This is a genomic window from Halomonas sp. OfavH-34-E (genome assembly GCF_024124525.1).
Lineage (GTDB): Bacteria > Pseudomonadota > Gammaproteobacteria > Pseudomonadales > Halomonadaceae > Halomonas > Halomonas litopenaei.
In genome coordinates this window covers 117,976-139,748 of sequence record NZ_JAMXRY010000007.1, presented here as the reverse complement: position 1 = coordinate 139,748, position 21,773 = coordinate 117,976, and the positions used below count along the sequence as shown (strand labels likewise).

Here is a 21,773-nt window from a genome sequence, read left to right as displayed (position 1 = left end):
CTGGCTCCAGATCAGGCAGACCGCACTAGACTCAACGGGTATGTCGGCGCTCGCCGACAGGGCGTGAGGGGAGGATGTGACAAGAGTGTGTGAGAAGAGGGTGTGACGACAGGATGTGGCGGCTGCGTGTGAGAAGAGGGTGTGATGACAGAGCGTGTCGAGAGGATGTGACGACAGGGTGTGACGAGAGCAACGGAGCAGGAGACAGGGATGTCGATACGAGACTGGCCAGAGGGCGAGCGCCCTCGCGAGAAGCTGCTGACGCTGGGGCCCACCGCGCTATCCGACGCCGAGCTGCTGGCAATTGTGCTGCGGGTCGGGGTGGCAGGACGCTCCGCGGTGGACCTGGCACGGGACGTACTGGGTGCCTTCGGCGGACTGCGTGCCCTGCTCGAGGCGCATCAGCAGGAGGTCTGTGCCCAGCGTGGCCTGGGGCTTGCCACCTTCGTTCAGCTGCAGGCCGCCCAGGAGATGTCGCGCCGTCATCTGGCGAGCTATCTGGAGCGGGGTCAGGCGCTGAATTCTCCCGCGCGGGTCAGGACCTTTCTTTCCGCTCAGCTTCGTCATCTGGACCACGAGGCCTTCGCCGCACTGTTTCTCGACGCCCAGCATCGGGTGATCCGCTTCGAGGTGCTGTTTCGCGGCACCCTGGACAGCGCCTCGGTGTACCCACGTGAGGTGGCCAAACGTGCCCTGGCGCTGGGGGCGGGCGCCTTGATCCTGTGCCACAACCATCCCTCCGGGGTGGCCGAGCCCAGTGATGCCGACCGGCGTATCACCGATCGCCTGAAAGAGGCGCTGGGCCTGTTCGATATCCGTGTACTGGATCATTTTGTGGTGGGAGACGCAGAAGTGGTGTCATTTGCCGAGCGAGGTTGGGTATAATGCGCCGCGCGCAAAGAGAGCTGGCCCAGGCGGGGCGAGGATCGTCTCGATCCTATCGCGTCCTGGCCGGGCGACTCTCTACCCGAACACGTCACGTCATCGCCGTCGACGCAGCGGAGCCGTTTCGAGCACCTCGACACGGGCCGTGAGCGAGCGACCTGGCGAACGTTGGTGTATCCCTTGCCCATGGAGGCAGGGTCTGGTATAAAGTGCACCCTTTGAATTCCCTTGGGTCAAAAGCACGGGGCTCATGACAGGGCTCGAGGTTGCTGAGGGCATGATGAATGCGGACTTTCGCCGGCACCGCGCGGCCAGTCTGCGACACATCCCTTCGGTTCTCGCCCTTCCCGGTTTGCCCGACAGGTTTTGAACAACTCGCCACGCGGTTGGAGGCTCTCATGTCCAAAGTATGTCAGGTTACCGGCAAGCGCCCGGTGACTGGTAACAACGTTTCACACTCCCAGCGCAAGACCCGTCGTCGTTTCTTGCCGAACCTTCACAGCCATCGCTTCTGGGTCGAGTCCGAAAAGCGTTTCGTGACCCTGCGTGTTTCCTCCAAGGGCATGCGCATCATCGACAAGAAGGGCATCGAAGAGGTGCTCAGCGATATCCGTAAGCGCGGCGACGCCATCTAAGGATGACGTCCTCGGGAGCCCACTGGTTCGCCTGAGCGAACGGCCTCCGCCGACTTGAATGACTGGCCTGGTGTGCACGACGCGTACCAGGCGGCAAACTGGGAGAAGTCTCATGCGTGACAAGATTCGTCTGGTGTCCAGCGCCGGTACCGGCCACTTCTACACCACCGACAAGAACAAGCGTAACACTCCGGACAAGATGGAAATGAAGAAGTTCGATCCGGTGGTTCGCAAGCACGTGATGTACAAGGAAGCCAAGATCAAGTAAGGCTTGATCTCGCTTCCACCGCAGGCGAGTTGTCGCCTGTCACCGAGAACCCGGCCCCGAGGTCGGGTTCTTGCGTATGTCCCTGTCAGCGGCCCCGGGCGATGGCGTGATGTCGCTCGCTGCTCGCCGCTCTAACCCCAGGCCCCAGGTGTGCCATGCCCGAGCTTCCCGAAGTCGAGACCACCCGGCGCGGCATCGCCCCCCATGTACAAGGGCGCGAGATCCGTGAGGTGCTGGTGCGCCAGTCGCGCCTGCGGGTGCCGGTGCCTGAGGATCTCGCCGATCGTCTGATCGGCGCCCGCCTCGGCGAGATTCGCCGTCGCGCCAAGTACCTGCTGCTGCCGGTGCTGTCGGGCGAGGGCGGTGAAAGCGTCGAGAACGGCGAGACGGTCGCCAGCACCGAGGGTACCTGTACGGCCGCGTCCCGGTCGGACGACGGCGGCGGAGTGCGCGAAAAGGGCACCCTGCTGTGGCACCTGGGCATGTCCGGTAGCCTGCGTATTGCCCGCCTCGGTGAGCTGCCCAGGAAGCACGACCATGTGGACCTGGTGCTCGAGGACGGCGTCATCCTGCGCTATCACGACCCGCGTCGTTTCGGCTTCGTCGACTGGCTCCGGGACGACGAGGCCCACGATACCCGCTTGTCGCGGCTAGGCCCCGAGCCGTTGTCGCAGGCCTTCGACGGCGCCCGGCTGTACGCCCTGTCGCGGGGGCGCCAGGCGGCGGTGAAGCCGTTCTTGATGGACAATGCCGTGGTCGTCGGGGTGGGTAATATCTACGCCAGCGAAGCGCTGTTTATGGCCGGTATCGATCCGCGCCGCGCGGCCGGTCGCATCGGACGCGAGCGCTACGATCGCCTGGCCGCCGCCGCCAAGGAGGTGCTGGCCGCGGCCATCACCCAGGGCGGCACCACCCTGCGCGACTTCGTCAGCGGCACCGGCGAACCCGGCTACTTCGCCCAGCGCCTCAACGTCTATGGGCGTGCCGGCGCACCCTGCCGCCGATGTGGCGGTGAGCTGAAGCACGTGACCCTGGGGCAGCGTGCCAGTGTCTTTTGCCCTCGTTGCCAACGTTAGTCCTGTCGATGCTTGAAGGGCTCGCCCAATTATTCATGTAGTTTCCGTAGAGAGAGTGATCACCGTGACTCGTCCGCTGCGCCTGAAAAAGAACGCCGATCGTCGCCTCAAGTCCGGCCACCTGTGGCTGTATTCCAACGAGATCGACATCGCCGAGACGCCGCTCAAGGGGCTCGAAGTCGGTGAGCAGGTCATCGTCGAGGCCGCCAATGGCAAGCCCATGGGTCTGGCCTACGTCAATCCCAACTCGCTGATCTGCGCCCGCATCGTCTCGCGTGACCCGAGCATGCGGCTGGATCGCTCGCTGCTGGTACATCGCCTGAATCAGGCCCTGGCGCTGCGCCAGAGCCTGTTCGACAAGCCGTTCTATCGCCTGGTCCATGGTGAGGCCGATCTGCTGCCGGGGCTGGTCATCGACCGCTACGCCGAGGTGCTGGTGGTCCAGCTCAACACCGCCGGCATGGAAGCGGTGAAGGACGAGCTGCTCGACGCACTCGACAAGGTGCTGTCCCCTGCCTGTGTGGTGCTGCGCAACGACACCAGTGGTCGTCGTCAGGAAGGCCTCAGCGAGGTGGTAGAGGTGGTCAAGGGCGAGCTGCCGGAGCAGGTGCTGCTGGAAGAGAACGGCGTGCAGTTCGCCGCCCCCGTGCTCGACGGCCAGAAGACCGGCTGGTTTTACGACCACCGCATCAATCGCGCCTGGCTCAATCAGCGGGTGGCTGGCAAGCGGGTGCTGGACCTGTTCAGCTACGTCGGTGGCTGGGGCGTGCAGGCGGCGGCCCATGGCGCCAGCGAAGTGCTGTGCGTGGATGCCAGCGAGTCAGCGCTGGATCGCGTCGCCGAGAACGCCGCGCTCAACGGCCAGCACGAGCGGGTCGCTGTGGGTCACGGCGACGCCTTCGAGGCGCTGGCGGCGCTCAAGGCCGACGGCGAGAAGTTCGACGTGATCGTGCTCGATCCGCCGGCCTTCATCAAGAGGCGCAAGGATATCGCCAACGGCGAGCGTGCCTACGCCCGACTCAATCGCGACGCCATGCGCCTGCTGGGTCGCGATGGCCTGCTGCTGTCCGCCTCCTGCTCCATGCACCTGGCACAGGATCGCCTGGTCGACGTGGTGCGCGGTGCGGTACGTCACCAGGATCGTCAGGGACAGATCCTGTTCCAGGGCCACCAGGGACCGGATCACCCGGTGCACCCGGCGATCCCCGAAACCGCCTACCTCAAGGCGCTCGGTGTGCGCGTCTTTCGCGACTGAGCAAGGCGCGATTGAACAAGGCATGAGCTAGATAGGCGCGACGTGACTCGCCGTGGCTGAACACGCTGGGCCGAACTAGCTGGGCCGAACTAGCTGGGCCGAAAAAGGCGCAGGGGCTTGCCTCGGGCGATGGAAGTGTCACATCGTGCCTGGGCAAGCCCGCGCCAAGGAAGACACCATGACCGAGGTTCCCTGGACCCTGATCTTTTCCCACGGCAACGCCCTGCTGGTGGGCCACGTGCGCAACCTGCTCGACGCCGCCGGGATCCCCTGCGAACTGCGCAACATGACCCTCGGCGGTGGCGCCGGGGAGCTGCCGCCGCTGGAGTGCGAGCCCCAGGTGTGGGTCGCCGAGCACAACCGTGAGCGAGCCGAAGCGCTGGTGAAACAGGCGCTCGAGGAGCCAGCGCCGGACAGCGCCTGGCGCTGCCGGGCCTGCGGCGAGGAGCTCGAAGGGGCCTTCGATACCTGCTGGAACTGCGGTGGCCGCAAGGAGGACGATCATGACCGCTGAACACGGTGCCTTCGACTGGGATCTGCCCCGGCCCTTCGTGATCGACATCCTGGTGGCGCCCGAGGCCATCGACCACTATGGCCACGTCAACAACGCCCAGTACCTGCGCTGGGTGGAACAGGCCAGCTGGGAGCACTCCGGCCAGCTGGGTCTGACCCTGGAACACTACCGGGCGCTGGATCGCGCCATGGCGGTGCACCGTCACGAACTCGACTATCTGGCGCCGGGTTTCGAGGGCGAACGCCTGGCCATGGCCACCTGGATCGTCGCCTGCGACTCGCGCCTGACCCTGACCCGCCGCTTTCAACTGATACGCCCGCAGGATGGTGTCACCCTGCTGCGTGCACGTACCCGCTACGCCTGCATCGCTCTCTCAAGCGGCCGTCCCCGCCGTCTTCCTCCCGAATTCGTCAGCGCCTACGGCGGCGCCCTGGTCGCGGAAAGCTGACGATAACGTCCTGACGACAGGGACCTGACCACACAGACCTGAGCGTACACAGCTGGCCTCCGCCCCTTCCGGCAATTTTCTGGCACCCTGGGTGTCGAGTTGGCGAATCTCAATACTGGCAGCTTTTTTGTCCTGACCCTGGGTGTGATAGGTCGCACTTTGTTCCTGAATGCGTCTAAAGACTCCCTGGGTTCATGGAAGAACTGCAGCACTTTGGACCACGAGGTAGAGGCGGGAGGGTCAGCCTGGTGGCCGTGGACGGCGACGTGGTCAACGACCGCCTCAGCGAGGTGGCCCTGGGAGTCAAGATTTGCGGGTGTGTTGTGCCACTTAACAGATATGTTATAACATAACATTTTGTGCGAGTGTGATGGTCTCAGACGCCTTGTGCAATCGGCGCGGCGGGAGGAGCGGTGAGATGCCAACGATGGATGACGCAGCGCATCTTCTCGAGATGCCGGACGACGACTACATGAACGGTGAGCAACTGGCGTTCTTTCGATGCCGATTGCTGCAGGAACGGGCGCTGGTCGAGGAGCGACTGCAGGAGGTTCGCCTGCGCATGTCGGCTCGAGAAAGGTCGAGCGACGATCTGGACCAGGCAGCCCAGGAGGAAGAGCTTCAGCTGCAGCTTCGCCAGGCCGACAGGGAAACCCGCTTGCTGGCCAATATTGCCAGCGCCTTGAAGCGCGTCGAGACAGGTGAGTACGGCTACTGCGAGGAGACCGGCGTTCCCATCGGACTTCCCCGGCTGTTGCACCGGCCCACGGCGCGTCTGTGCCTCGAAGCCAAGCAGCGCCAGGAACAGAGAGAACATCACTTCGCCAGGACGCGGAAGTAGCGGCGCCGGTAAGCATCCACCGCTTGTGACCGTGATGGCCGCCCCAAGGGCGATGCTGAGTCCGGACGAGTGCCTGCTCGGTGGGCTTGTCCACGGATGATCCAACCGGCTCAGCGAAGGCGGTGGCGTATGTCGCATCAAGATTCGCCCATGCCGACTACGCCGGGCGACGATTACTATCTGATTCGCAGGAATCACAACCAAGGAAGCATGAATGATTCGCAAGAATCCCTACGGCGATTTGCCGGTTGTCCACCCCAGCGCCTTTGTCGATCCCACGGCCATTCTCTGTGGGCGGGTGATCGTCGAGGAGAACGTCTTCATCGGCCCCTACGCGGTCATTCGTGCCGATGAGGTCGATGCCGATGGCAAGATGGAGCCGATGATCATCGGCGCCCACTCCAATATCCAGGACGGCGTCGTCATCCACTCCAAGTCCGGCGCGGCGGTGATCATTGGTGCACGCACGTCGATTGCGCATCGCGCCATCGTGCACGGTCCCTGCGTGGTCGGAGAGAGCGCCTTTATCGGTTTCAACAGCGTGCTGTTCAACTGCACTATCGGCAAGGGCGCGGTGGTGCGCCATAACGCCGTGGTAGATGGTTGCGACCTTCCCGACGACTTCTATGTGCCGTCCACCGAGCGCATTGGCCCCGGGACCGATCTGGACACCCTCTCCCGCGTAACGGTCCAGGATTCAGCATTTTCCGAAGACGTGGCCCGCACCAACAATAGCCTGGTGGAAGGGTATAGGCGGATCCAGAACTCTTTCTAGCCCGGCGCCCTGGTTCGAGGATAGGCGGATGGCCTCTGGGCGGCGAGACGGGAGGTTTGGCAACCGCAAGCGCTTGCGCGCCTGATGCAAGGCGAAGGAGGGGGGTAGCACCCTTTGTCGGCCACGGTTGTTCGCTGTCGCCAATCCGCTACGCGCTTTTTCGCGCCTTGTCAGCTTGTGTTCATGTGGGCTTAATGCCGCGCTCACCCGCCTGACAGGATGCAACGAGCGGCCCACGGTAGCCTCGGGATGTGCCTTCATCCCAGAGGATTACCGCCATGACCTGTGCCGCTGCCGTGACTCCCTTCGCCGTCCCCGCCACCGCCAAGTGGGCCTTTACCACCCGCCGCGCCAGGCGCGATGACGTCCGTTCCCTGGTCAGTCTCGACCATCCAGTGCGCGCCGGTGACCTGATCCTGTGTGAAGTCCTCCAGGTCGGGCAGCACAAGCGGGTCCAATTGGCCTGCGGCCGTCCCAGCGAGAGCTATCCCGGTGATCTGCTGGTGCTGTGTGTGGGAGATCGCTACGCACCGGATCAATTCATGGGCCGCGCTGAGGTGGATGTGCGTATGGATCTGCTGGCCGGCGGCGGCATCGCCGGCAAGGTCGAGGCGGCACATGCCAGGATGGCTCGCCCCACTCAGTTGCGACCGCTGGGTTCTCTCGCCGACCTTCATGGCGAGGTGATCAACATTGACCGCTATGCTATCGCAGATGCGCGTATCCCCGACGATGTGGTGGTGCTTGGGGTGTTCGGCGCTTCGATGAATGCCGGCAAGACTACGGCGGCGGTGAGCCTGGCCCACGGCCTCCAACGTGCGGGCTTTGCGGTGGAGGGGGTCAAGGCCACCGGCACCGGCGCCTTTGGTGACTTCAACGCCTTCGCCGACGCCTCGGTGGCCGTCAGTGACTTTACCGATGCCGGCATGGCGTCGACCTTCCGCTGTCCGCTCGAGCGCATCGAACGTGGCTTCGAGGCGCTGGTCGGAGGTGCGGCGGCGCGCGGTGCCGAGGTGGTGGTGGTGGAAATCGCCGACGGGGTGTTCCAGGACGAGACCGCTGCCATCCTGGCGGATTCCACGATCATCGAGCGCCTGGACGGTATCCTGTTCGCGGCTCCGGATGCGCTGGGTGCGGTCGGGGGTGTGTCGGTGCTCAAACGTCATGGCCAAACGCCCTTTGCCCTGGCGGGGATGGTCAGTCTGTCGGCGCTCGGTAGCCGTGAAGCCAGCGGCGAGACCGGGCTGCCGGTGGTCAAGCGTGAGGCGCTGTGCGACCCCGAGGCGGTATCGAGGCTGGTGGCGCCAATCATCAGAAGGCGTCTCGGTCAGACCATGCTCAAGGACCTGACAGAGGATAACCGGCTTGCCACGGGTGTCGCCGCATGAGCGAGCTTCCCGAACTCTCGGGGCGTGGCAGAGGCCGCCATATCGCGCTGGTGGTGGGCTTGGGGATCATCCAGGCTGGGCTGATGATGGCCACGGCCTTCGCCACCCGCGATGTCTTCGTAGCACTGCGTTCGACGTCCGGCTCGGCCTCCACCCAACTGCCGCTGACCTCGCTGCTGATACTGGCGGTGGCGGCGCTGGTGATCGCTGCCTGCCAGGCACTGGCCAGGGTCCGGGGCGAGGCCATCGGCCAGAGCTACGCGGTGGAGCTTCGCAGCGTCGTCTTCCACGCCATCGCTGCCCTCGGTGCCGAGCGTGCCGGTCGTCGCCTCGGAGGGCTGTCGCTGCGCTTTGTCGGTGACCTGACGGCGGCCCGGGGTTGGGTCGGCATGGGCATCACTCGGCTGGTGTCTGCGGCGGTGGTCTTTCCCATGGCGGCGCTGTGCCTGTGGCTGATCGATCCCGTCCTGGCGCTGGCCGGCATGCTACCCATCTCCGTCGCAGTGGCGCTGGCCGCCGGGCTGGGTCTGGCGCTGGGCCGCCTGCATCGGGATCTGCGAAGGCGGCGTGCCGGGGTGGCCATTGCCGCGATGGAGCGGATTCCCATCGCCCGCGAGCTGGCGTTGATGAATCGCCTGCCCCGTGAAATCGCCAGCCTGGAGCGCAAGGGACGTCGCAGTGCCGAGGACGCCGTGCGTCGCGTACGTCGGGTATCGCTGCTGCGTGCGCTGCCCAACGCTTCTCTGGGGCTTGGTGGAGCGGCGGTGCTGTGGGCTACGGCGCGCTTTGGTCTGGCGGCGGCGGACGCCGCCGCGGCGCTGTCGGTGCTGGCGATTCTGGTGGTACCAGTGCGCGAATGTATCGGCGTATGGGATCGCTACAGCGCCTGGTGTGTCGCCCGCGACAAGTGTCGGGCACTGCTCGCGCGGACCGAGGCCTTGCCGCGAGTGCGTCGACGTGGACGGCCGGTGCCGCTGGATCTGGAGCACCTGCGGGTGGGTGGCTGCACCCTGCATCTGCGTATTCGCGCGGGCCAGCGGGTGTGTCTCGCCACCGACGATCCCGATTTGGCGTCGCGGGTGCTGGCGGTGCTGGCACGGCGGCGTGCCCCCGAGGCGGGGCGACTGCGGTTTGACGGCTTGCCGACCGAGCCGGCCATCGCCTGTATCGGTGATCGCCCCGCCTTGCTCAGGGGCAGCCTGCGCCGCGCGCTGACCATGGGGGCCGCCGCGCGCCCCGACGATGACGACATCGGCCGGGTGGCGCGAGAGTGTGGTCTAGGCCCTGCGATCGCTCGCCTGGGAGGTCTGGATGGGCGGATCGAGGAAGCAGGGCACAACCTGACCCCTGGTGAGTCCCTGCGGGTGGCTCTGGTCCAGGCGCTGCTGTCGCGCCCTGATCTGGTGGTGGTCGACAGTTACCTGTGGCCGCTGCTCAAGGACGCCGTCGAGCTGTTCACGCTGCTTGACGCACGCTGCCCGGCGACCCTGGTGCACAATCTACCTGATTCGGTCACCGGCGGTGCCGGCATGTTGCTGCGCCTGTCGGAGAACATGGATCATCCGAAAACGCCTTCCGTCTGCGGGAACAGTAAACTGGGGTCATGAAAATCATCAGTGTGGTAACCGCCTATACCCTGGTCTTGCTGACGATGGCCTGCACCGGAGCGGTGTTGGCCTACTGGAGCGTCGAGCGCAGTACCTGGTTGAGCGATCGCATGAACCTGGCGCATCACTCCTACGAAGCACACCTGAATCTGTCGACCCACAGCTATCGGCTGTTCAAGCAGTACGCAGATGCCTTGCTGATCGGTGATCAGGACGGCGGTGAGGGGGAGCGCAGGTTACAGGAGCTGGTGCGCCAGGATATCAGCGAGATCCGCGATATCATCGGCGCCGAGATCGAGCTGGTAGGGGACGAGGAAGTCGAGGAGCTGGAACTGCTGGCCAGGCTCGAGGACCAGCTGGACGAGGTGATCCGCGGCTACGCTGAGCTGCTCGACTCGGAGCGGGAGCTCGATCCGGTCAGCCGCTGGTTGAGTTTCTATGCGCTGCTCGATGAAGCCATTGATGAACGCTTTCGCAAGCTGATGGACGTGGCCCTAGAGGGCGAGATCGAGGAGGTGCGCGAAGCCCGCGAGGAATTGGCCCGGGGCGCCCGCCAGACGCGCTGGCTGGCGCTCGGGTTTGCGCTGCTGGCGGTGGTGCTGACGGTGGCGGTCATGGTGTTCTACCGTTGGCGGGTATCGCGGCGCTTTCAGAGGCTGATGGCGGGCGTCGAGCGTATGCACGGGGGTGCCTTCGGTCATGCCATCAAGGTCTCCGGCGGTGACGAATTAGGCCGCATCAGCCGTCTGCTCAATCAGATGGGTGCAGACGTGCACTCCCAGCGGCGCGCGCTCGAGCGCCAGAACAGCGTGCTGGAGGAGGCGGTGGCGGATCGCACCGGAGAACTCGAAAGGTTGCTGGAGGAAGCGCGTCGGGCCGAACGGCATCGGCGTCGACTACTGGCCGATGTCAGCCACGAGCTGCGCACACCGTTGACCATCATCCAGGGCGAATGCGACGTGGTACTGCGCGCGCGCCAACCCGACGAGGACGACTACCGCGAGGCGTTGCGTCGTGCCCGTGAGGCGGCCGGCCATACTGCTGCTCTGATCGACGACCTGCTGACCATCGCACGCCAGGAGAGCGGCGAATTGCGCCTGCAACCGCAACCCACCGAACTGGTCGGGTTTCTCAAGGATGTCATCAGTCTGTCATCGGTGCTGGTGTCTCTTGAGACCGAGGTGACCGTTGCCCCCGTGGAGGTGGATCGCCTGCGTCTACGCCAGTCGGTGCTGGCGCTTCTTCAGAATGCCCGGGTCCACGGGGGCCCCGGGTGGTGGTGCGCCTGTGGCGTCATGGTGGTGGCTGGCGAATCGCGGTGGAGGACGATGGCAGGGGGGTATCGGCGGTCGACAAGGCGGTGGTGTTCGAACGCTTTTATCGCGGTGCCAATGCCTCCACCAACTACACTGAGGGCAGTGGTCTGGGACTGCCCATTGTGCGTGCCATCGCCCGTGCCCACGGAGGGGACGCCGGTCTGGAAGACCGGCCGGGAGGCGGGCTGATCGTCTACATCGATGTGCCAGGGATGGCCGAGGAGTCCACGACGACGTGAACGTGCTGGTAGTGGAAGACGAAGATAGGGTCGCGGACTTTCTGTGCCGCGGGCTCAAGGGCGAGGGGTGGACCGCCACCCGTGCCGGTGATGGCGAAACCGCCTTGTCGCTGTTGAAAGAGGGCGGTTTTGATGTGGTGCTGCTCGACATCATGCTGCCGGGGCTGTCCGGGCATGAGGTGTGCACGCGAGTCAGGGCACGGGGCGACGAGGTCCCGATTCTGATGCTGACGGCCCTGGATGCCACCGATGAGAAGATCGTGGGGCTGCGCAAGGGAGCCGACGATTATCTGAGCAAGCCCTTTTCCTTCGACGAGCTGATCGCGCGCATGGAGGCGCTGCATCGACGCACCCGGGCACGGGCAGGCGCGACACCGGGCGTTCAGGCGGAGGATCCGGTGCAGTTCGATCGCGAGGCGCTGTGCCTGAAGGTCGACGGTGAGGTCGTCGAGTTATCGACCAAGGAGCGTGATCTGCTGGCGCTATTGCTCGGCAATGCCGGGCGGGTGATGAGCCGTGAACGTATCCTCAACGCGGTCTGGGGGCTCAACGAGGACCCCATGACCAATACCGTCGATGTCTATGTGGGGCGGGTTCGGCGCAAGCTCGGCGACCACGCCTCGCGCATCACTACGGTCCGCGGCGCCGGATACCGCTACGACGCTCAAGACGTGTGAGGCTCTTTTCCATCGGGTGCCTCCGGGGTGGATATCCGCCTTGGTGTGTCTTGCTGTTTTTAGGGGCCTGGGAAGAAAGTTCAAAGGTCTTTGAGGGTGAAGTTTTCTGATCTTTCCGTTTTTTCGTCGGGGGTTTATTGGCAAAAAATTCCTGTGCTTCACTGTGGGTGACGATAAAAAATCTGTTGTACGAATCGATGGGAGAGTCGCCATGCAGATCGCCGTCCCCAAGGAAATCAAGAACCATGAGTACCGCGTCGCCCTGACCCCCAGTGGTGCGCGGGAGCTGACCGAGCGTGGCCACGCGGTGGTCGTGCAGGCCGGTGCGGGTGAGGGCGCCGGTTTTGCCGACGAGGCCTATCAAGCTGCCGGCGCCACCATCGAGGCCGATGTAGACGCGCTGTTCGATGGCGCCGAGCTGATCCTCAAGGTCAAGGAGCCCCAGCCCGAAGAGGTGGCCCGGTTGCGCCCCCAGCACACCCTGTTCACCTACCTGCATCTGGCCGCCGAAGAAACCCTGACCAAGGGGCTTCTGGACAGCGGCGCGACCTGCATCGCCTACGAGACCATCACCGCGCCTCAGGGTGGACTACCCCTGTTGGCGCCGATGAGCACCGTGGCCGGACGCATGGCCGTGCAGGCCGGTGCCCACAGTCTCGAAAAGGCCCAGGGCGGTGCAGGTGTATTGCTGCCCGGGGTGCCTGGGGTGGCGCCTGCCAAGGTTACCGTGATCGGCGGTGGCGTCGTCGGCGAGAACGCCGCCCGCATGGCGTTGGGGCTGGGCGCCGATGTCAGCGTGCTGGACAAGTCGATCCCGCGCCTCGAGACCCTGGATGATCGCTACCAGGGGCGCATGAAGACGGTGTTTTCCTGCGCCGATGCACTGGAAGAAGCGGTGCGCGAATCGGACCTGATCATCGGGGCGGTGCTGGTCCCGGGGGCGGCGGCGCCCAAGCTGATCAACCGCGCCATGCTGTCGGAAATGAAGCCGGGGGCGGTGCTGGTGGACGTAGCCATCGATCAGGGCGGTTGCTTCGAGACCTCCAGGCCCACCACCCACGCCGAGCCGACCTACGTGGTGGACGGCGTCGTGCACTATTGTGTCGCCAACATGCCGGGTGCGGTGGCGCGTACCTCGACCCAGGCCCTGACCAACGCCACCCAGCCGTTCGTGGTGGCACTGGCCGACAAGGGCTGGCGCCGGGCGCTCGGTGAGGATCGTCACTTCGCCGCCGGTCTCAATGTCCATGACGGCCAGCTCACCTACGCAGCCGTAGGGGAGGCCTTCTCGCTGCCGGTGACCAGCGTGGACAGCGTGCTCGGCTGATGTGATTGGCCAAGGGTCGGCCGGGGCGGCGCTGTCGCCCCGGTCGCCATCCACAGGCCTTGGCGTTACCATAGCGGGCATTTGCCGATACTAGAGTGCCGTCCATGTCCGCAACGACCACCGCTTCCGACAAGACCCGGGTGCTGACCGGTATCACCACCACCGGTACCCCCCATCTGGGCAACTACGTCGGGGCCATCAAGCCGGCGATCGAGGCCAGCCTCGATCCCAACGTGCAGTCCTACTACTTCCTCGCCGATCTGCACGCGCTGATCAAGTGTCAGGACCCGCAGCGGGTCCAGCAGTCGCGCCTCGAGATCGCCGCCACCTGGATGGCGCTGGGGCTGGACACCGACAACGCCATCTTCTATCGCCAGTCCGATATCCCCGAGATTCCCGAGCTGACCTGGATGCTGTCCTGCGTCTGTGCCAAGGGCCTGATGAACCGCGCCCACGCCTACAAGGCGGCGGTGGCGGAGAACGACGAAGCCGGCAACCAGGATCCGGACAAGGGCGTCACCATGGGCCTGTTCGGCTATCCGGGGCTGATGGCAGCCGACATCCTGATGTTCCAGGCCAACAAGGTGCCGGTGGGACGCGACCAGATCCAGCACATCGAGATGGCCCGAGACATGGCCGGGCGCTTCAATCATCTCTACAAGGGTGACTTCTTCACCCTGCCCGAGGCGGTGGTGGACGAGCGGGTCCAGGTATTGGGTGGCCTCGACGGTCGCAAGATGTCCAAGAGCTACAACAACACCATCCCGCTGTTCGTGCCGGAAAAGAAGCTGCTCAAGCTGGTGCGCAAGATCAAGACCAACTCGCTGGAGCCCGGCGAGCCCAAGGATCCCGGCACCTGCACCCTGTTCCAGATCTATTCGGCCTTCGCCAGCGCCGAGGAAACCCAGGCCATGCGTGATGACTACGCAGCGGGCATCGGCTGGGGGGACGCCAAGAACCGGGTCTTCGAACACCTCAACGAACAGCTGCGCGCCCCGCGTGAGCGTTACCAGGCGCTGATGGAAGATCCGGGCCATATCGAGACGGTGCTGCTTCAAGGGGCCGAGCGTGCCCGTGCCGAGGCTGCCCCGCTGATGGATCGGCTGCGTGTCGCCGCGGGGCTTGGTCGCTTCGTTTGAGCCGTTTCCTACGCGTCTCATCGTCGAGTCGCTCTTGTCTGAGCTAAAGTGCGCATGGGCCCTGCGTTGAGGGCCCGCTTTTGCGGGGCTTTCTCGACGGCGTGCTAGAGTGGGCACAAAGGAAGAATGGTATAACGCCTTGTCAGGCAGGCGCCGCCTGAGCCCGGTGCATCGCGCACGGGCGATGTCGTCAGTGTTTCCCCAAGGGTACCGAGAAGAGTGCCCGGACTCGCCAGAGTCCCTTGACCGAGTCACCAAACGAGACGAGAGATGAGCACAGAACCCAAGCGTCCCCTCTATATTCCCTACGCTGGACCCTCTCTGCTGGAGATGCCGCTGCTCAACAAGGGCAGCGCCTTCACCCAGAAGGAGCGCCTGCAGTTCAACCTGATCGGCCTCTTGCCGCAGAACGTCGAGACCATCGACGAACAGGTCGAGCGTGCCTATCACCAGTACCAGCAGTGCCAGAATGACCTGGACCGCCATATCTACCTGCGGGCGATCCAGGACGACAACGAGACGCTGTTCTTCCGCCTCGTCTCCGAGCATCTCGAGGAGATGCTGCCGATCATCTACACCCCCACGGTCGGCAAGGCCTGTGAGGAGTTCTCCAATATCTATCGCAACCATCGGGGGCTGTTCATCTCCTACCCCGACCGCGAGTACATGGACGACATCCTGCGCAGTGCCACCAAGGACAACGTCAAGGTGATCGTGGTCACCGACGGTGAGCGCATCCTCGGCCTCGGTGACCAGGGCATCGGCGGCATGGGCATCCCCATTGGCAAGCTGTCGCTGTACACCGCCTGTGGTGGCATCAGCCCGGCCAATACCCTGCCGATCATGCTCGACGTCGGTACCAACAACCAGCAGTTGCTGGACGACCCGCGCTACATGGGCTGGCGCCACCCGCGTATCAGCCAGGAAGAATACGACGAGTTCATCGATGCCTTCATGCAGGCGGTGAAGCGGCGCTGGCCCAAGGTACTGCTGCAGTTCGAGGACTTTGCCCAGGCCAACGCCATGCCGCTGCTGGAGCGCTATCGTGACGAGCTATGCTGCTTCAATGATGACGTCCAGGGCACCGCTGCGGTCTGCGTCGGCACCCTGATGGCGGCCTGCCAGGCACGTGGCGAGGGCATGGCCCGTCAGCGGGTGGTGTTCGTGGGCGCCGGCTCCGCCGGCTGCGGCATCGCCGAGATGGTGGTGGTGGCGATGATGGCCGAAGGCCTGACCGAGTCCCAGGCCCGCGAGCGGGTCTACATGGTCGATCGCGAGGGCCTGGTGACGGACGACCAGACCTGGCTGCGTGACTTCCAGCGCCGCCTTGCCCACCCGGCCGGTATGGTCGAGGGCTGGGAGGGGCAGGAGCTGCTCGAGGTGGTCAAGCAGGTTCAGCCGACGGTGCTGCTCGGCGTCTGTGGCCAGAAGGGTATCTTCACCGAGGCGGTGGTCAAGGCGATGCACGCCAACTGCAAGATGCCGCTGATCATGCCGCTGTCCAACCCCACTTCGCGGGCCGAAGCGATCCCCTCCGACGTGCTCGAGTGGACCAACGGCGACGCCCTGGTGGCTACCGGCAGTCCCTTCGCGCCGGTCGAGATCAACGGTCGTCGCATTCCCATCGCCCAGTGCAACAACGCCTACATCTTCCCGGGGATCGGCCTCGGGGTGGTGGCAAGCGGTGCACGCCGCGTCACCGATGCGATGCTGATGGCGGCCTCACGGGCTCTGGCCCGGGAGGCACCGATCGTCAAGGAGGGCGAGGGTGCCATGCTGCCGGCGCTGTCACGCATCCGCGAGATCTCCAAGTCGATCGCCTTCGACGTGGCGGCCCAGGCCCAGCACGAGGGCGTGGCGCTCAAGAGCGACGGTACCAAGCTGCGCCGCGACATCGAAAAGAGCTGCTGGATGCCCAACTATCGCGACTATCGTCGCCGCGCCTTCTAGGCGTCCGCGCGTTCAAGCGATCACTGAACCCCGCCACAAGGCGGGGTTTTTACTTTCTTGAGCACTGAGTAGACACCAGAGAAGGATGCAAGTCGGCTGTGGCTTTGATGGAGAGCCGCCAGTCGCCCAGCGGGCCCGGGTAGCAAAGAGGCTTCTGTATCAACCGGCCAGGTGTCTTGGGGCGGCTTGCTCTAGACAGCCATGCCCGTTACGGGTATAGTTGGGTGAGGTGAATGAGGATGAGTGTATCGACGTCTTGAAACGACGGGACTTTGCGCGGTGGCAGTCGGGCGAGAAGTTGTCCGATGAGGCCCTGTGCAAGGCAGTCCAGGAAATGGAAAGCGGATTGATTGATGCTGACCTGGGTGGCCACTTATACAAGAAGCGGGTTGCCCGCCCTGGTGCAGGCAAAAGCGGTGGCTACCGTACCTTGTTATCAGCCCGTCTTGGTCAACGTTATGTATTCCTGCATGGGTTCCCGAAAAGCGACAAGTCGAACATCACGCGGGACGAGAAAAAAGCGCTCCAATATGCTGGCAAGCTATTTCTAGAACTTTCCCCCGAGCAGTTGGCAAAGGCGTTGCAAGCGGGTGTTCTACTGGAGGTGCGTTGTGACGAGCAAAATCATTGAATCCTTGCGCGGCGAGTTGGCCGCATTGCAAGACGCTGGCGCGATCAGCAAGGTAACCATGCGTCAGTTTGACACCATGTGTCCTCCACCGGTGCGCGAGTTCAGTGCCGGTGACATCAAGCGTCTACGTGAGGCGTTGAATTTCAGCCAGCCGGTGTTCGCCCATCACCTGCACACCACTGCCTCGACGGTGCGCAAGTGGGAGCAGGGCGAAACGCGTCCGGCCGGCCCTGCGCTCAAGCTGCTCAACGTCATCGCTGATAAGGGCTTGCAAGCCATTATTTGAAACTGCTCCTGTGGCGGTACCGAGCGAGGTGTCAAGACATGCCCGTTCAGTCCCCTGTGCCTGAAAACTGCCTACCTTAATCTCACGCCCAGCCTGGTTTCTGCAGGTCGGCGAAGTGCCAAAAAAAGACCTCGCCGGTGGGCGAGGTCTCGGTGTGACGGCCAGTGCGATGCGCCGGCCGTCTGTGTGGCGGGCCTGGGCCCGCCGGGTGATCAGGCGGCGCCGATCATCTTGCGCAGCACATAGTGCAGGATGCCGCCGTGGCGGTAGTACTCGAGCTCGTTGGCGGTGTCGATGCGACACAGGGCGTCGAGGGTCTTCTCACCCTTGTCGCCCTTGATGGTCACCTTGACCTTGCCGCCGGGTTCGAGGCTGTCGAGGCCCTCGATGGAGACCGTCTCGTCGCCGGTCATGCCGAGTGACTTGCGATCCTCTCCTTCGGGGAACTGCAGCGGTACCACGCCCATGCCGATCAGGTTGGAGCGGTGGATGCGCTCGTAGGACTCCGCCAGCACGGCGCGCACGCCGAGCAGCAGGGTGCCCTTGGCCGCCCAGTCGCGGGAGGAGCCGGTGCCGTACTCCTTGCCGGCCACCACCACCAGGGGGGTGCCTTCCTCCTGGTACTTCATAGCGGCGTCGTAGATCGCTATCTGTTCGCCGCTGGGCACGTGGCGAGTCTCGCCACCGACCACGCCATCGAGCATCTCGTTCTGGATGCGCACGTTGGCGAAGGTGCCGCGCATCATCACCTCGTGGTTGCCGCGCCGCGAGCCGTAGGAGTTGAAGTCCACCGGCTTGACGCCGTTCTCCTGCAGGTAGCGGCCCGCCGGGCTGTCGGGCTTGATCGCGCCGGCCGGCGAGATGTGGTCGGTGGTCACGCTGTCGCCGAGCATGGCCAGTACATGGGCGTCCTTGACGTCCTCGACCTTGGACGGCTCCTTGCCCATGCCCTCGAAGAAGGGCGGGTGCTGGATGTAGGTCGAGTTGTCGTCCCACTCGTAGACCTCGCTTTCCGGCACCTTGATGGCCTTCCACACCTCGTCGCCGTCGAACACCTCGGCGTATTCCTTGCGGAACATCTCGGTGTTGACCTTCTCCACCGCCTCGGCGACCTCGGCCTGGGTGGGCCAGATGTCCTTGAGGTAGACCGGCTCGCCGTCGCTGCCTTCACCGATGGGGTCATTGTCCAGGTCGCAGCGCACATTACCGGCCAGGGCGAAGGCCACCACCAGGGGCGGTGAGGCCAGCCAGTTGGTCTTCACCAGCGGGTGCACCCGGCCTTCGAAGTTGCGGTTGCCGGACAGTACCGAGGCCACCGTCAGGTCGCCGGTCTTGACCGCATCCTCGATCGGCTCGGGCAGCGGGCCCGAGTTGCCGATGCAGGTGGTGCAGCCATAGCCCACCAGATTGAAGCCCAGGGCGTTGAGGTCGTCCTGCAGGCCGGCGGCGGCCAGGTATTCGGTGACCACCTTGGAGCCGGGAGCCAGCGAGGTCTTGACCCAGGGCTTGGTGGCCAGGCCCTTCTCCTTGGCCTTGCGGGCCAAGAGGCCTGCGGCCATCATCACGCTGGGGTTCGAGGTGTTGGTGCACGAGGTGATGGCAGCGATGACCACCGCGCCGGGGTCCAGGCTGAAGTCCTCGCCCTTGTAGTTGACGTCCTGGCTGTCGGCGTGACGATAGCTGCGCTCGACGCCGACCGCGGTCTGGCCGCCCTCGGAGCCCATCTTGTCGTCGCGGCTGTCCTTGGCCGACTTGCCCTCGTCCTCCATCAGTTTTTCGAAGGTCGTGGCGAGCTGGCTCAGGGCGACACGGTCCTGGGGCCGCTTGGGACCGGCGAGGCTGGCCTCGACGTCACCCATGTCGAGTCCCAGGGTGTCGCTGAAGATCGGCTCGTGGCCGGGTTCGCGCCACAGGCCCTGCTCCTTGGAGTAGGCCTCGACCAGGGCGATCTGGTCGTCGTCGCGGCCGGACAGCCGCATGTAGTTCAAGGTCTCGTCGTCCACCGGGAAGAAGCCGCAGGTGGCGCCGTACTCCGGGGCCATGTTGGCGATGGTGGCGCGGTCGGCCAGGGGCAGGTCCTTGAGGCCGTCGCCGTAGAACTCGACGAACTTCCCGACCACGCCTTTCTTGCGCAGCATCTCGGTGACGGTGAGTACCAGGTCGGTGGCGGTGATGCCTTCTCTGAGCTTGCCGGTCAGCTTGAAGCCGATGACCTCGGGGATCAGCATCGACACCGGCTGGCCGAGCATGGCGGCCTCGGCCTCGATGCCGCCGACACCCCAGCCGAGTACGCCGAGGCCGTTGATCATGGTGGTGTGGGAGTCGGTGCCGACCAGGGTATCCGGGTAGGCCAGGGTCTTGCCGTCCTCTTCCCGGGTCCACACCGTCTTGCCCAGGTACTCCAGGTTGACCTGGTGGCAGATGCCGGTGCCCGGCGGCACCACGCGGAAGTTGTCGAAGGCCTGCTGGCCCCAGCGCAGGAACTCGTAGCGCTCGCGGTTGCGCTCCATCTCCAGCGCCACGTTGTCCTTGAAGGCGGACGGGTCGCCGTACTTGTCGACCATCACCGAGTGGTCGATGACCAGATCGACCGGTGACAGCGGGTTGATCTTCGACGGTTGCTCACCGAGTTTTTCCACCGCGGCACGCATCGAGGCCAGGTCGACCACCCCCGGCACGCCGGTGAAGTCCTGCATCAGCACGCGGGCGGGACGGTAGCCGATCTCGCGGTCCGAGCGGCCTTCCTTCTGCCAGTCCACCAGCGCCTGAAGGTCTTCTCTGGACACGCTCTCATCGTCGGCAAAGCGTAGCTGGTTTTCCAGCAGTACCTTGAGCGTCATCGGCAGACGCTGAATATCGCCAAGGTCCTCGGCAGCCTGGGCCAGGCTGTAGAAGTCGTACTGAGTTCCGCCTACATCTAGCGTGCGACGGGTATCCGGTAGGGAATCGCTACTCATGCTGTCCTCCTGAGGCATTGAATCGAACGGTCCAGGTTCGCTGGGATCGGCGCGGGGCCAATATCGATCCCTTGGTGGTACTAGTAGTGGTACTTGGTCATCATAGTTGTGTTCTTCAACCGTTGACGTGTAAACGGATGCCGGATCACGCCTTGAAAGGCTGTCGGGTCACCCCCATGGTGAAGGTTCACGTCGATCGCGACCAGAGGGGAGGTGCATCGTGCACGAACAGACGCTGCCGAGCTGGCGGCTTGATTGCCCCTACTGCGATGCCCATATCGAGCTGGTGGTGGACACCTCCCAGGGCAGCCACGAGACCTGGGAAGACTGCCCCCAGTGCTGTGCGCCGATCCACTACCGTATCGAGGTGGATGCGGTGACCGAGGATATCGTCTCGGTGGTCGCCGGCGACGATGACGAGGTCATGTGACAGGGCTCATGTGATGGAAGTGTCATGCGCCGCTGTGGGCCGCGTAACGATCTCATTCGAGCCTGGCGGATGTCGATGACGGCGTCATTGCGACGTCATCGCCGTCGGGTGACAATAGCCGGCGACTATCGGGTCGATGGCCCAGGTCGATTGGCCCGGTGTGGTTCGCTGGCCTAGGGTGACATCCGGTATTTGCCCCTGATTCTTGAACCCTCACGTTTCACTACTCCAAGGAGACTTTCATGAGCGTACTGGTAGGACGTCAAGCTCCCGATTTCGAAGCCGCCGCCGTCACCGGCAACGGCGAAATCGTCGAGAACTTCAAGCTGTCCGACAGCAACGGCAAGCTGCGCGTGCTGTTCTTCTGGCCGCTGGACTTCACCTTCGTGTGCCCGTCCGAGATCATCGCCCATGACAACCGTCTGGCGCAGTTCAAGGATCTGGGTGTCGAGGTGATCGGTGTCTCCATCGATTCCCAGTTCACCCACTACGCCTGGCGCAAGACTAGCCCGGACGCCGGTGGTATCGGTGAGGTCGGCTTCCCGATCGTGGCCGACGTCAAGCACGAGATCACCCAGGCCTACGGCATCGAGCATCCGGAAGCCGGTGTCGCCCTGCGCGCCTCCTTCCTGATCGACGAGGACGGCGTGGTGCAGCATCAGGTGGTCAACAACCTGCCGCTGGGCCGCAACGTCGATGAGATGGTGCGTATGGTCAAGGCCCTGCAGCACCACCAGAAGCACGGCGAAGTCTGCCCGGCTGGCTGGGACGAAGGCCAGGAAGGCATGAAGGATACCGCTGAAGGTGTCGCCAAGTACCTGGGTACTCACTCCAGCGAGCTGTAAGACGCTGCCAGCGCTCACCGCCAGGTGAGCCGACTCGGGACAGCCCGAGCAGTGTCACGACGGGGCGGCCTGGCCGCCCCGTTGCGTATATCCTCGGCATGCTGGTGTGCTGGCCAGTCGCGACAGACCCTTGCGCGGCAGACCGCCACCCTGTCGACCCGAGTTTCTGGTGGATTGGCTCATGACGACGCTGCGTCGCCGTCATCATCGAATCCATTTTCCTTTAGCGTCGCGGCCCCCCAGGGGAGCCCCCGGCTTAGTCAAGTTAGTCTTGTGAGGTAGCC

Annotated in this window: 21 protein-coding genes and 1 pseudogene; 21 read left to right on the top strand and 1 reads right to left on the bottom strand. The window is 64.4% G+C overall.

Annotation, left to right across the window (positions count from 1 at the left end; translation table 11 throughout):
• The first annotated feature begins 210 nt into the window (after positions 1 to 210).
• The 19 genes and pseudogenes from radC (at position 211) to NH448_RS05205 (ending at position 17,257) form a co-directional block, all read left to right on the top strand.
• Positions 211 to 885, top strand: coding sequence for a DNA repair protein RadC (gene radC, locus NH448_RS05290; protein WP_124803508.1), 675 nt, complete (start codon positions 211 to 213; stop codon positions 883 to 885).
• A 398-nt stretch (positions 886 to 1,283) separates the two neighbouring features.
• Positions 1,284 to 1,520: a 50S ribosomal protein L28 gene (rpmB, locus tag NH448_RS05285; RefSeq protein WP_045991211.1), complete on the top strand. Its 237-nt coding sequence runs from the start codon at positions 1,284 to 1,286 to the stop codon at positions 1,518 to 1,520.
• 112 nt (positions 1,521 to 1,632) lie between these two features.
• Positions 1,633 to 1,788, top strand: a complete 156-nt coding sequence (rpmG, locus tag NH448_RS05280) for a 50S ribosomal protein L33 (RefSeq protein ID WP_016856547.1) — start codon at positions 1,633 to 1,635, stop codon at positions 1,786 to 1,788.
• A gap of 155 nt (positions 1,789 to 1,943) precedes the next feature.
• Positions 1,944 to 2,864, top strand: coding sequence for a bifunctional DNA-formamidopyrimidine glycosylase/DNA-(apurinic or apyrimidinic site) lyase (mutM, locus tag NH448_RS05275; protein ID WP_253028488.1), 921 nt, complete (start codon positions 1,944 to 1,946; stop codon positions 2,862 to 2,864).
• Positions 2,865 to 2,928: 64 nt separating this feature from the next.
• Complete coding sequence (locus NH448_RS05270) at positions 2,929 to 4,119, top strand: class I SAM-dependent rRNA methyltransferase (RefSeq protein WP_045991285.1); 1,191 nt, start codon at positions 2,929 to 2,931, stop codon at positions 4,117 to 4,119.
• Between the two features lie 178 nt (positions 4,120 to 4,297).
• A complete protein-coding gene (locus tag NH448_RS05265; protein WP_045991209.1) occupies positions 4,298 to 4,633 on the top strand; it encodes a DUF2007 domain-containing protein in 336 nt (111 codons plus the stop codon).
• The gene (locus tag NH448_RS05260) at positions 4,623 to 5,081 is read left to right on the top strand and encodes a thioesterase family protein (protein ID WP_045991208.1); all 459 of its coding nucleotides are present in this window, start codon (positions 4,623 to 4,625) and stop codon (positions 5,079 to 5,081) included. Before NH448_RS05265 ends, NH448_RS05260 begins: the two co-directional genes overlap by 11 nt.
• A gap of 418 nt (positions 5,082 to 5,499) precedes the next feature.
• Positions 5,500 to 5,922, top strand: coding sequence for a TraR/DksA C4-type zinc finger protein (locus NH448_RS05255; protein WP_124803502.1), 423 nt, complete (start codon positions 5,500 to 5,502; stop codon positions 5,920 to 5,922).
• Positions 5,923 to 6,136: 214 nt separating this feature from the next.
• A complete protein-coding gene (locus tag NH448_RS05250; RefSeq protein ID WP_045991206.1) occupies positions 6,137 to 6,697 on the top strand; it encodes a carbonate dehydratase in 561 nt (186 codons plus the stop codon).
• A 278-nt stretch (positions 6,698 to 6,975) separates the two neighbouring features.
• Positions 6,976 to 8,085, top strand: coding sequence for a hypothetical protein (locus NH448_RS05245; protein ID WP_253028487.1), 1,110 nt, complete (start codon positions 6,976 to 6,978; stop codon positions 8,083 to 8,085).
• The gene (locus tag NH448_RS05240) at positions 8,082 to 9,692 is read left to right on the top strand and encodes a hypothetical protein (protein WP_253028486.1); all 1,611 of its coding nucleotides are present in this window, start codon (positions 8,082 to 8,084) and stop codon (positions 9,690 to 9,692) included. The genes NH448_RS05245 and NH448_RS05240 overlap by 4 nt, the downstream gene beginning before the upstream one ends.
• Positions 9,689 to 10,768 (top strand): annotated as a pseudogene (locus NH448_RS05235) (histidine kinase dimerization/phospho-acceptor domain-containing protein); the annotation flags it as partial. The gene NH448_RS05240 and the pseudogene NH448_RS05235, both read left to right, overlap by 4 nt.
• Positions 10,769 to 10,965: 197 nt before the next feature.
• Positions 10,966 to 11,247: a HAMP domain-containing sensor histidine kinase gene (locus NH448_RS23615; RefSeq protein ID WP_366077580.1), complete on the top strand. Its 282-nt coding sequence runs from the start codon at positions 10,966 to 10,968 to the stop codon at positions 11,245 to 11,247.
• A complete protein-coding gene (locus NH448_RS05230) occupies positions 11,244 to 11,924 on the top strand; it encodes a response regulator transcription factor (protein WP_253028484.1) in 681 nt (226 codons plus the stop codon). The genes NH448_RS23615 and NH448_RS05230 overlap by 4 nt, the downstream gene beginning before the upstream one ends.
• A 211-nt stretch (positions 11,925 to 12,135) precedes the next feature.
• A complete protein-coding gene (gene ald, locus NH448_RS05225) occupies positions 12,136 to 13,251 on the top strand; it encodes an alanine dehydrogenase (protein ID WP_253028483.1) in 1,116 nt (371 codons plus the stop codon).
• A 104-nt stretch (positions 13,252 to 13,355) separates the two neighbouring features.
• Positions 13,356 to 14,390 (top strand): tryptophan--tRNA ligase, encoded by a 1,035-nt coding sequence (trpS, locus tag NH448_RS05220; protein WP_253028482.1) that lies wholly within the window; start codon positions 13,356 to 13,358, stop codon positions 14,388 to 14,390.
• 270 nt (positions 14,391 to 14,660) lie between these two features.
• Positions 14,661 to 16,340 (top strand): NAD-dependent malic enzyme, encoded by a 1,680-nt coding sequence (locus NH448_RS05215; RefSeq protein ID WP_253028481.1) that lies wholly within the window; start codon positions 14,661 to 14,663, stop codon positions 16,338 to 16,340.
• A 247-nt stretch (positions 16,341 to 16,587) separates the two neighbouring features.
• Positions 16,588 to 16,971 carry a type II toxin-antitoxin system RelE/ParE family toxin gene (locus tag NH448_RS05210; protein WP_108449777.1) on the top strand — a complete coding sequence of 128 codons (384 nt, stop codon included), beginning with the start codon at positions 16,588 to 16,590 and terminating at the stop codon, positions 16,969 to 16,971.
• Positions 16,952 to 17,257 (top strand): DNA-binding transcriptional regulator, encoded by a 306-nt coding sequence (locus NH448_RS05205; RefSeq protein WP_108449735.1) that lies wholly within the window; start codon positions 16,952 to 16,954, stop codon positions 17,255 to 17,257. Before NH448_RS05210 ends, NH448_RS05205 begins: the two co-directional genes overlap by 20 nt.
• A 212-nt stretch (positions 17,258 to 17,469) precedes the next feature.
• Here the strand turns inward: NH448_RS05205 and acnA are convergent, their stop codons facing one another.
• Positions 17,470 to 20,214, bottom strand: a complete 2,745-nt coding sequence (acnA, locus tag NH448_RS05200; RefSeq protein WP_253028480.1) for an aconitate hydratase AcnA — start codon at positions 20,212 to 20,214, stop codon at positions 17,470 to 17,472.
• 220 nt (positions 20,215 to 20,434) lie between these two features.
• Here acnA and NH448_RS05195 point away from each other — a divergent pair, with 220 nt between their 5' ends.
• Together NH448_RS05195 and NH448_RS05190 are read left to right on the top strand one after the other, a co-directional pair.
• Complete coding sequence (locus NH448_RS05195) at positions 20,435 to 20,644, top strand: CPXCG motif-containing cysteine-rich protein (RefSeq protein ID WP_108449737.1); 210 nt, start codon at positions 20,435 to 20,437, stop codon at positions 20,642 to 20,644.
• Positions 20,645 to 20,886: 242 nt separating this feature from the next.
• Positions 20,887 to 21,489 carry a peroxiredoxin gene (locus tag NH448_RS05190; RefSeq protein WP_045991196.1) on the top strand — a complete coding sequence of 201 codons (603 nt, stop codon included), beginning with the start codon at positions 20,887 to 20,889 and terminating at the stop codon, positions 21,487 to 21,489.
• Positions 21,490 to 21,773: the final 284 nt, after the last annotated feature.

Coding starts and splice junctions, on each gene's coding strand:
- radC (WP_124803508.1), top strand. CDS start 211: ATGTCGATACGAGACTGGCCAGAGGGCGAGCGCCCTCGCGAGAAGCTG.
- rpmB (WP_045991211.1), top strand. CDS start 1,284: ATGTCCAAAGTATGTCAGGTTACCGGCAAGCGCCCGGTGACTGGTAAC.
- rpmG (WP_016856547.1), top strand. CDS start 1,633: ATGCGTGACAAGATTCGTCTGGTGTCCAGCGCCGGTACCGGCCACTTC.
- mutM (WP_253028488.1), top strand. CDS start 1,944: ATGCCCGAGCTTCCCGAAGTCGAGACCACCCGGCGCGGCATCGCCCCC.
- NH448_RS05265 (WP_045991209.1), top strand. CDS start 4,298: ATGACCGAGGTTCCCTGGACCCTGATCTTTTCCCACGGCAACGCCCTG.
- NH448_RS05260 (WP_045991208.1), top strand. CDS start 4,623: ATGACCGCTGAACACGGTGCCTTCGACTGGGATCTGCCCCGGCCCTTC.
- NH448_RS05255 (WP_124803502.1), top strand. CDS start 5,500: ATGCCAACGATGGATGACGCAGCGCATCTTCTCGAGATGCCGGACGAC.
- NH448_RS05250 (WP_045991206.1), top strand. CDS start 6,137: ATGATTCGCAAGAATCCCTACGGCGATTTGCCGGTTGTCCACCCCAGC.
- NH448_RS05245 (WP_253028487.1), top strand. CDS start 6,976: ATGACCTGTGCCGCTGCCGTGACTCCCTTCGCCGTCCCCGCCACCGCC.
- NH448_RS05240 (WP_253028486.1), top strand. CDS start 8,082: ATGAGCGAGCTTCCCGAACTCTCGGGGCGTGGCAGAGGCCGCCATATC.
- ald (WP_253028483.1), top strand. CDS start 12,136: ATGCAGATCGCCGTCCCCAAGGAAATCAAGAACCATGAGTACCGCGTC.
- trpS (WP_253028482.1), top strand. CDS start 13,356: ATGTCCGCAACGACCACCGCTTCCGACAAGACCCGGGTGCTGACCGGT.
- NH448_RS05215 (WP_253028481.1), top strand. CDS start 14,661: ATGAGCACAGAACCCAAGCGTCCCCTCTATATTCCCTACGCTGGACCC.
- acnA (WP_253028480.1), bottom strand. CDS start 20,214: ATGAGTAGCGATTCCCTACCGGATACCCGTCGCACGCTAGATGTAGGC.
- NH448_RS05190 (WP_045991196.1), top strand. CDS start 20,887: ATGAGCGTACTGGTAGGACGTCAAGCTCCCGATTTCGAAGCCGCCGCC.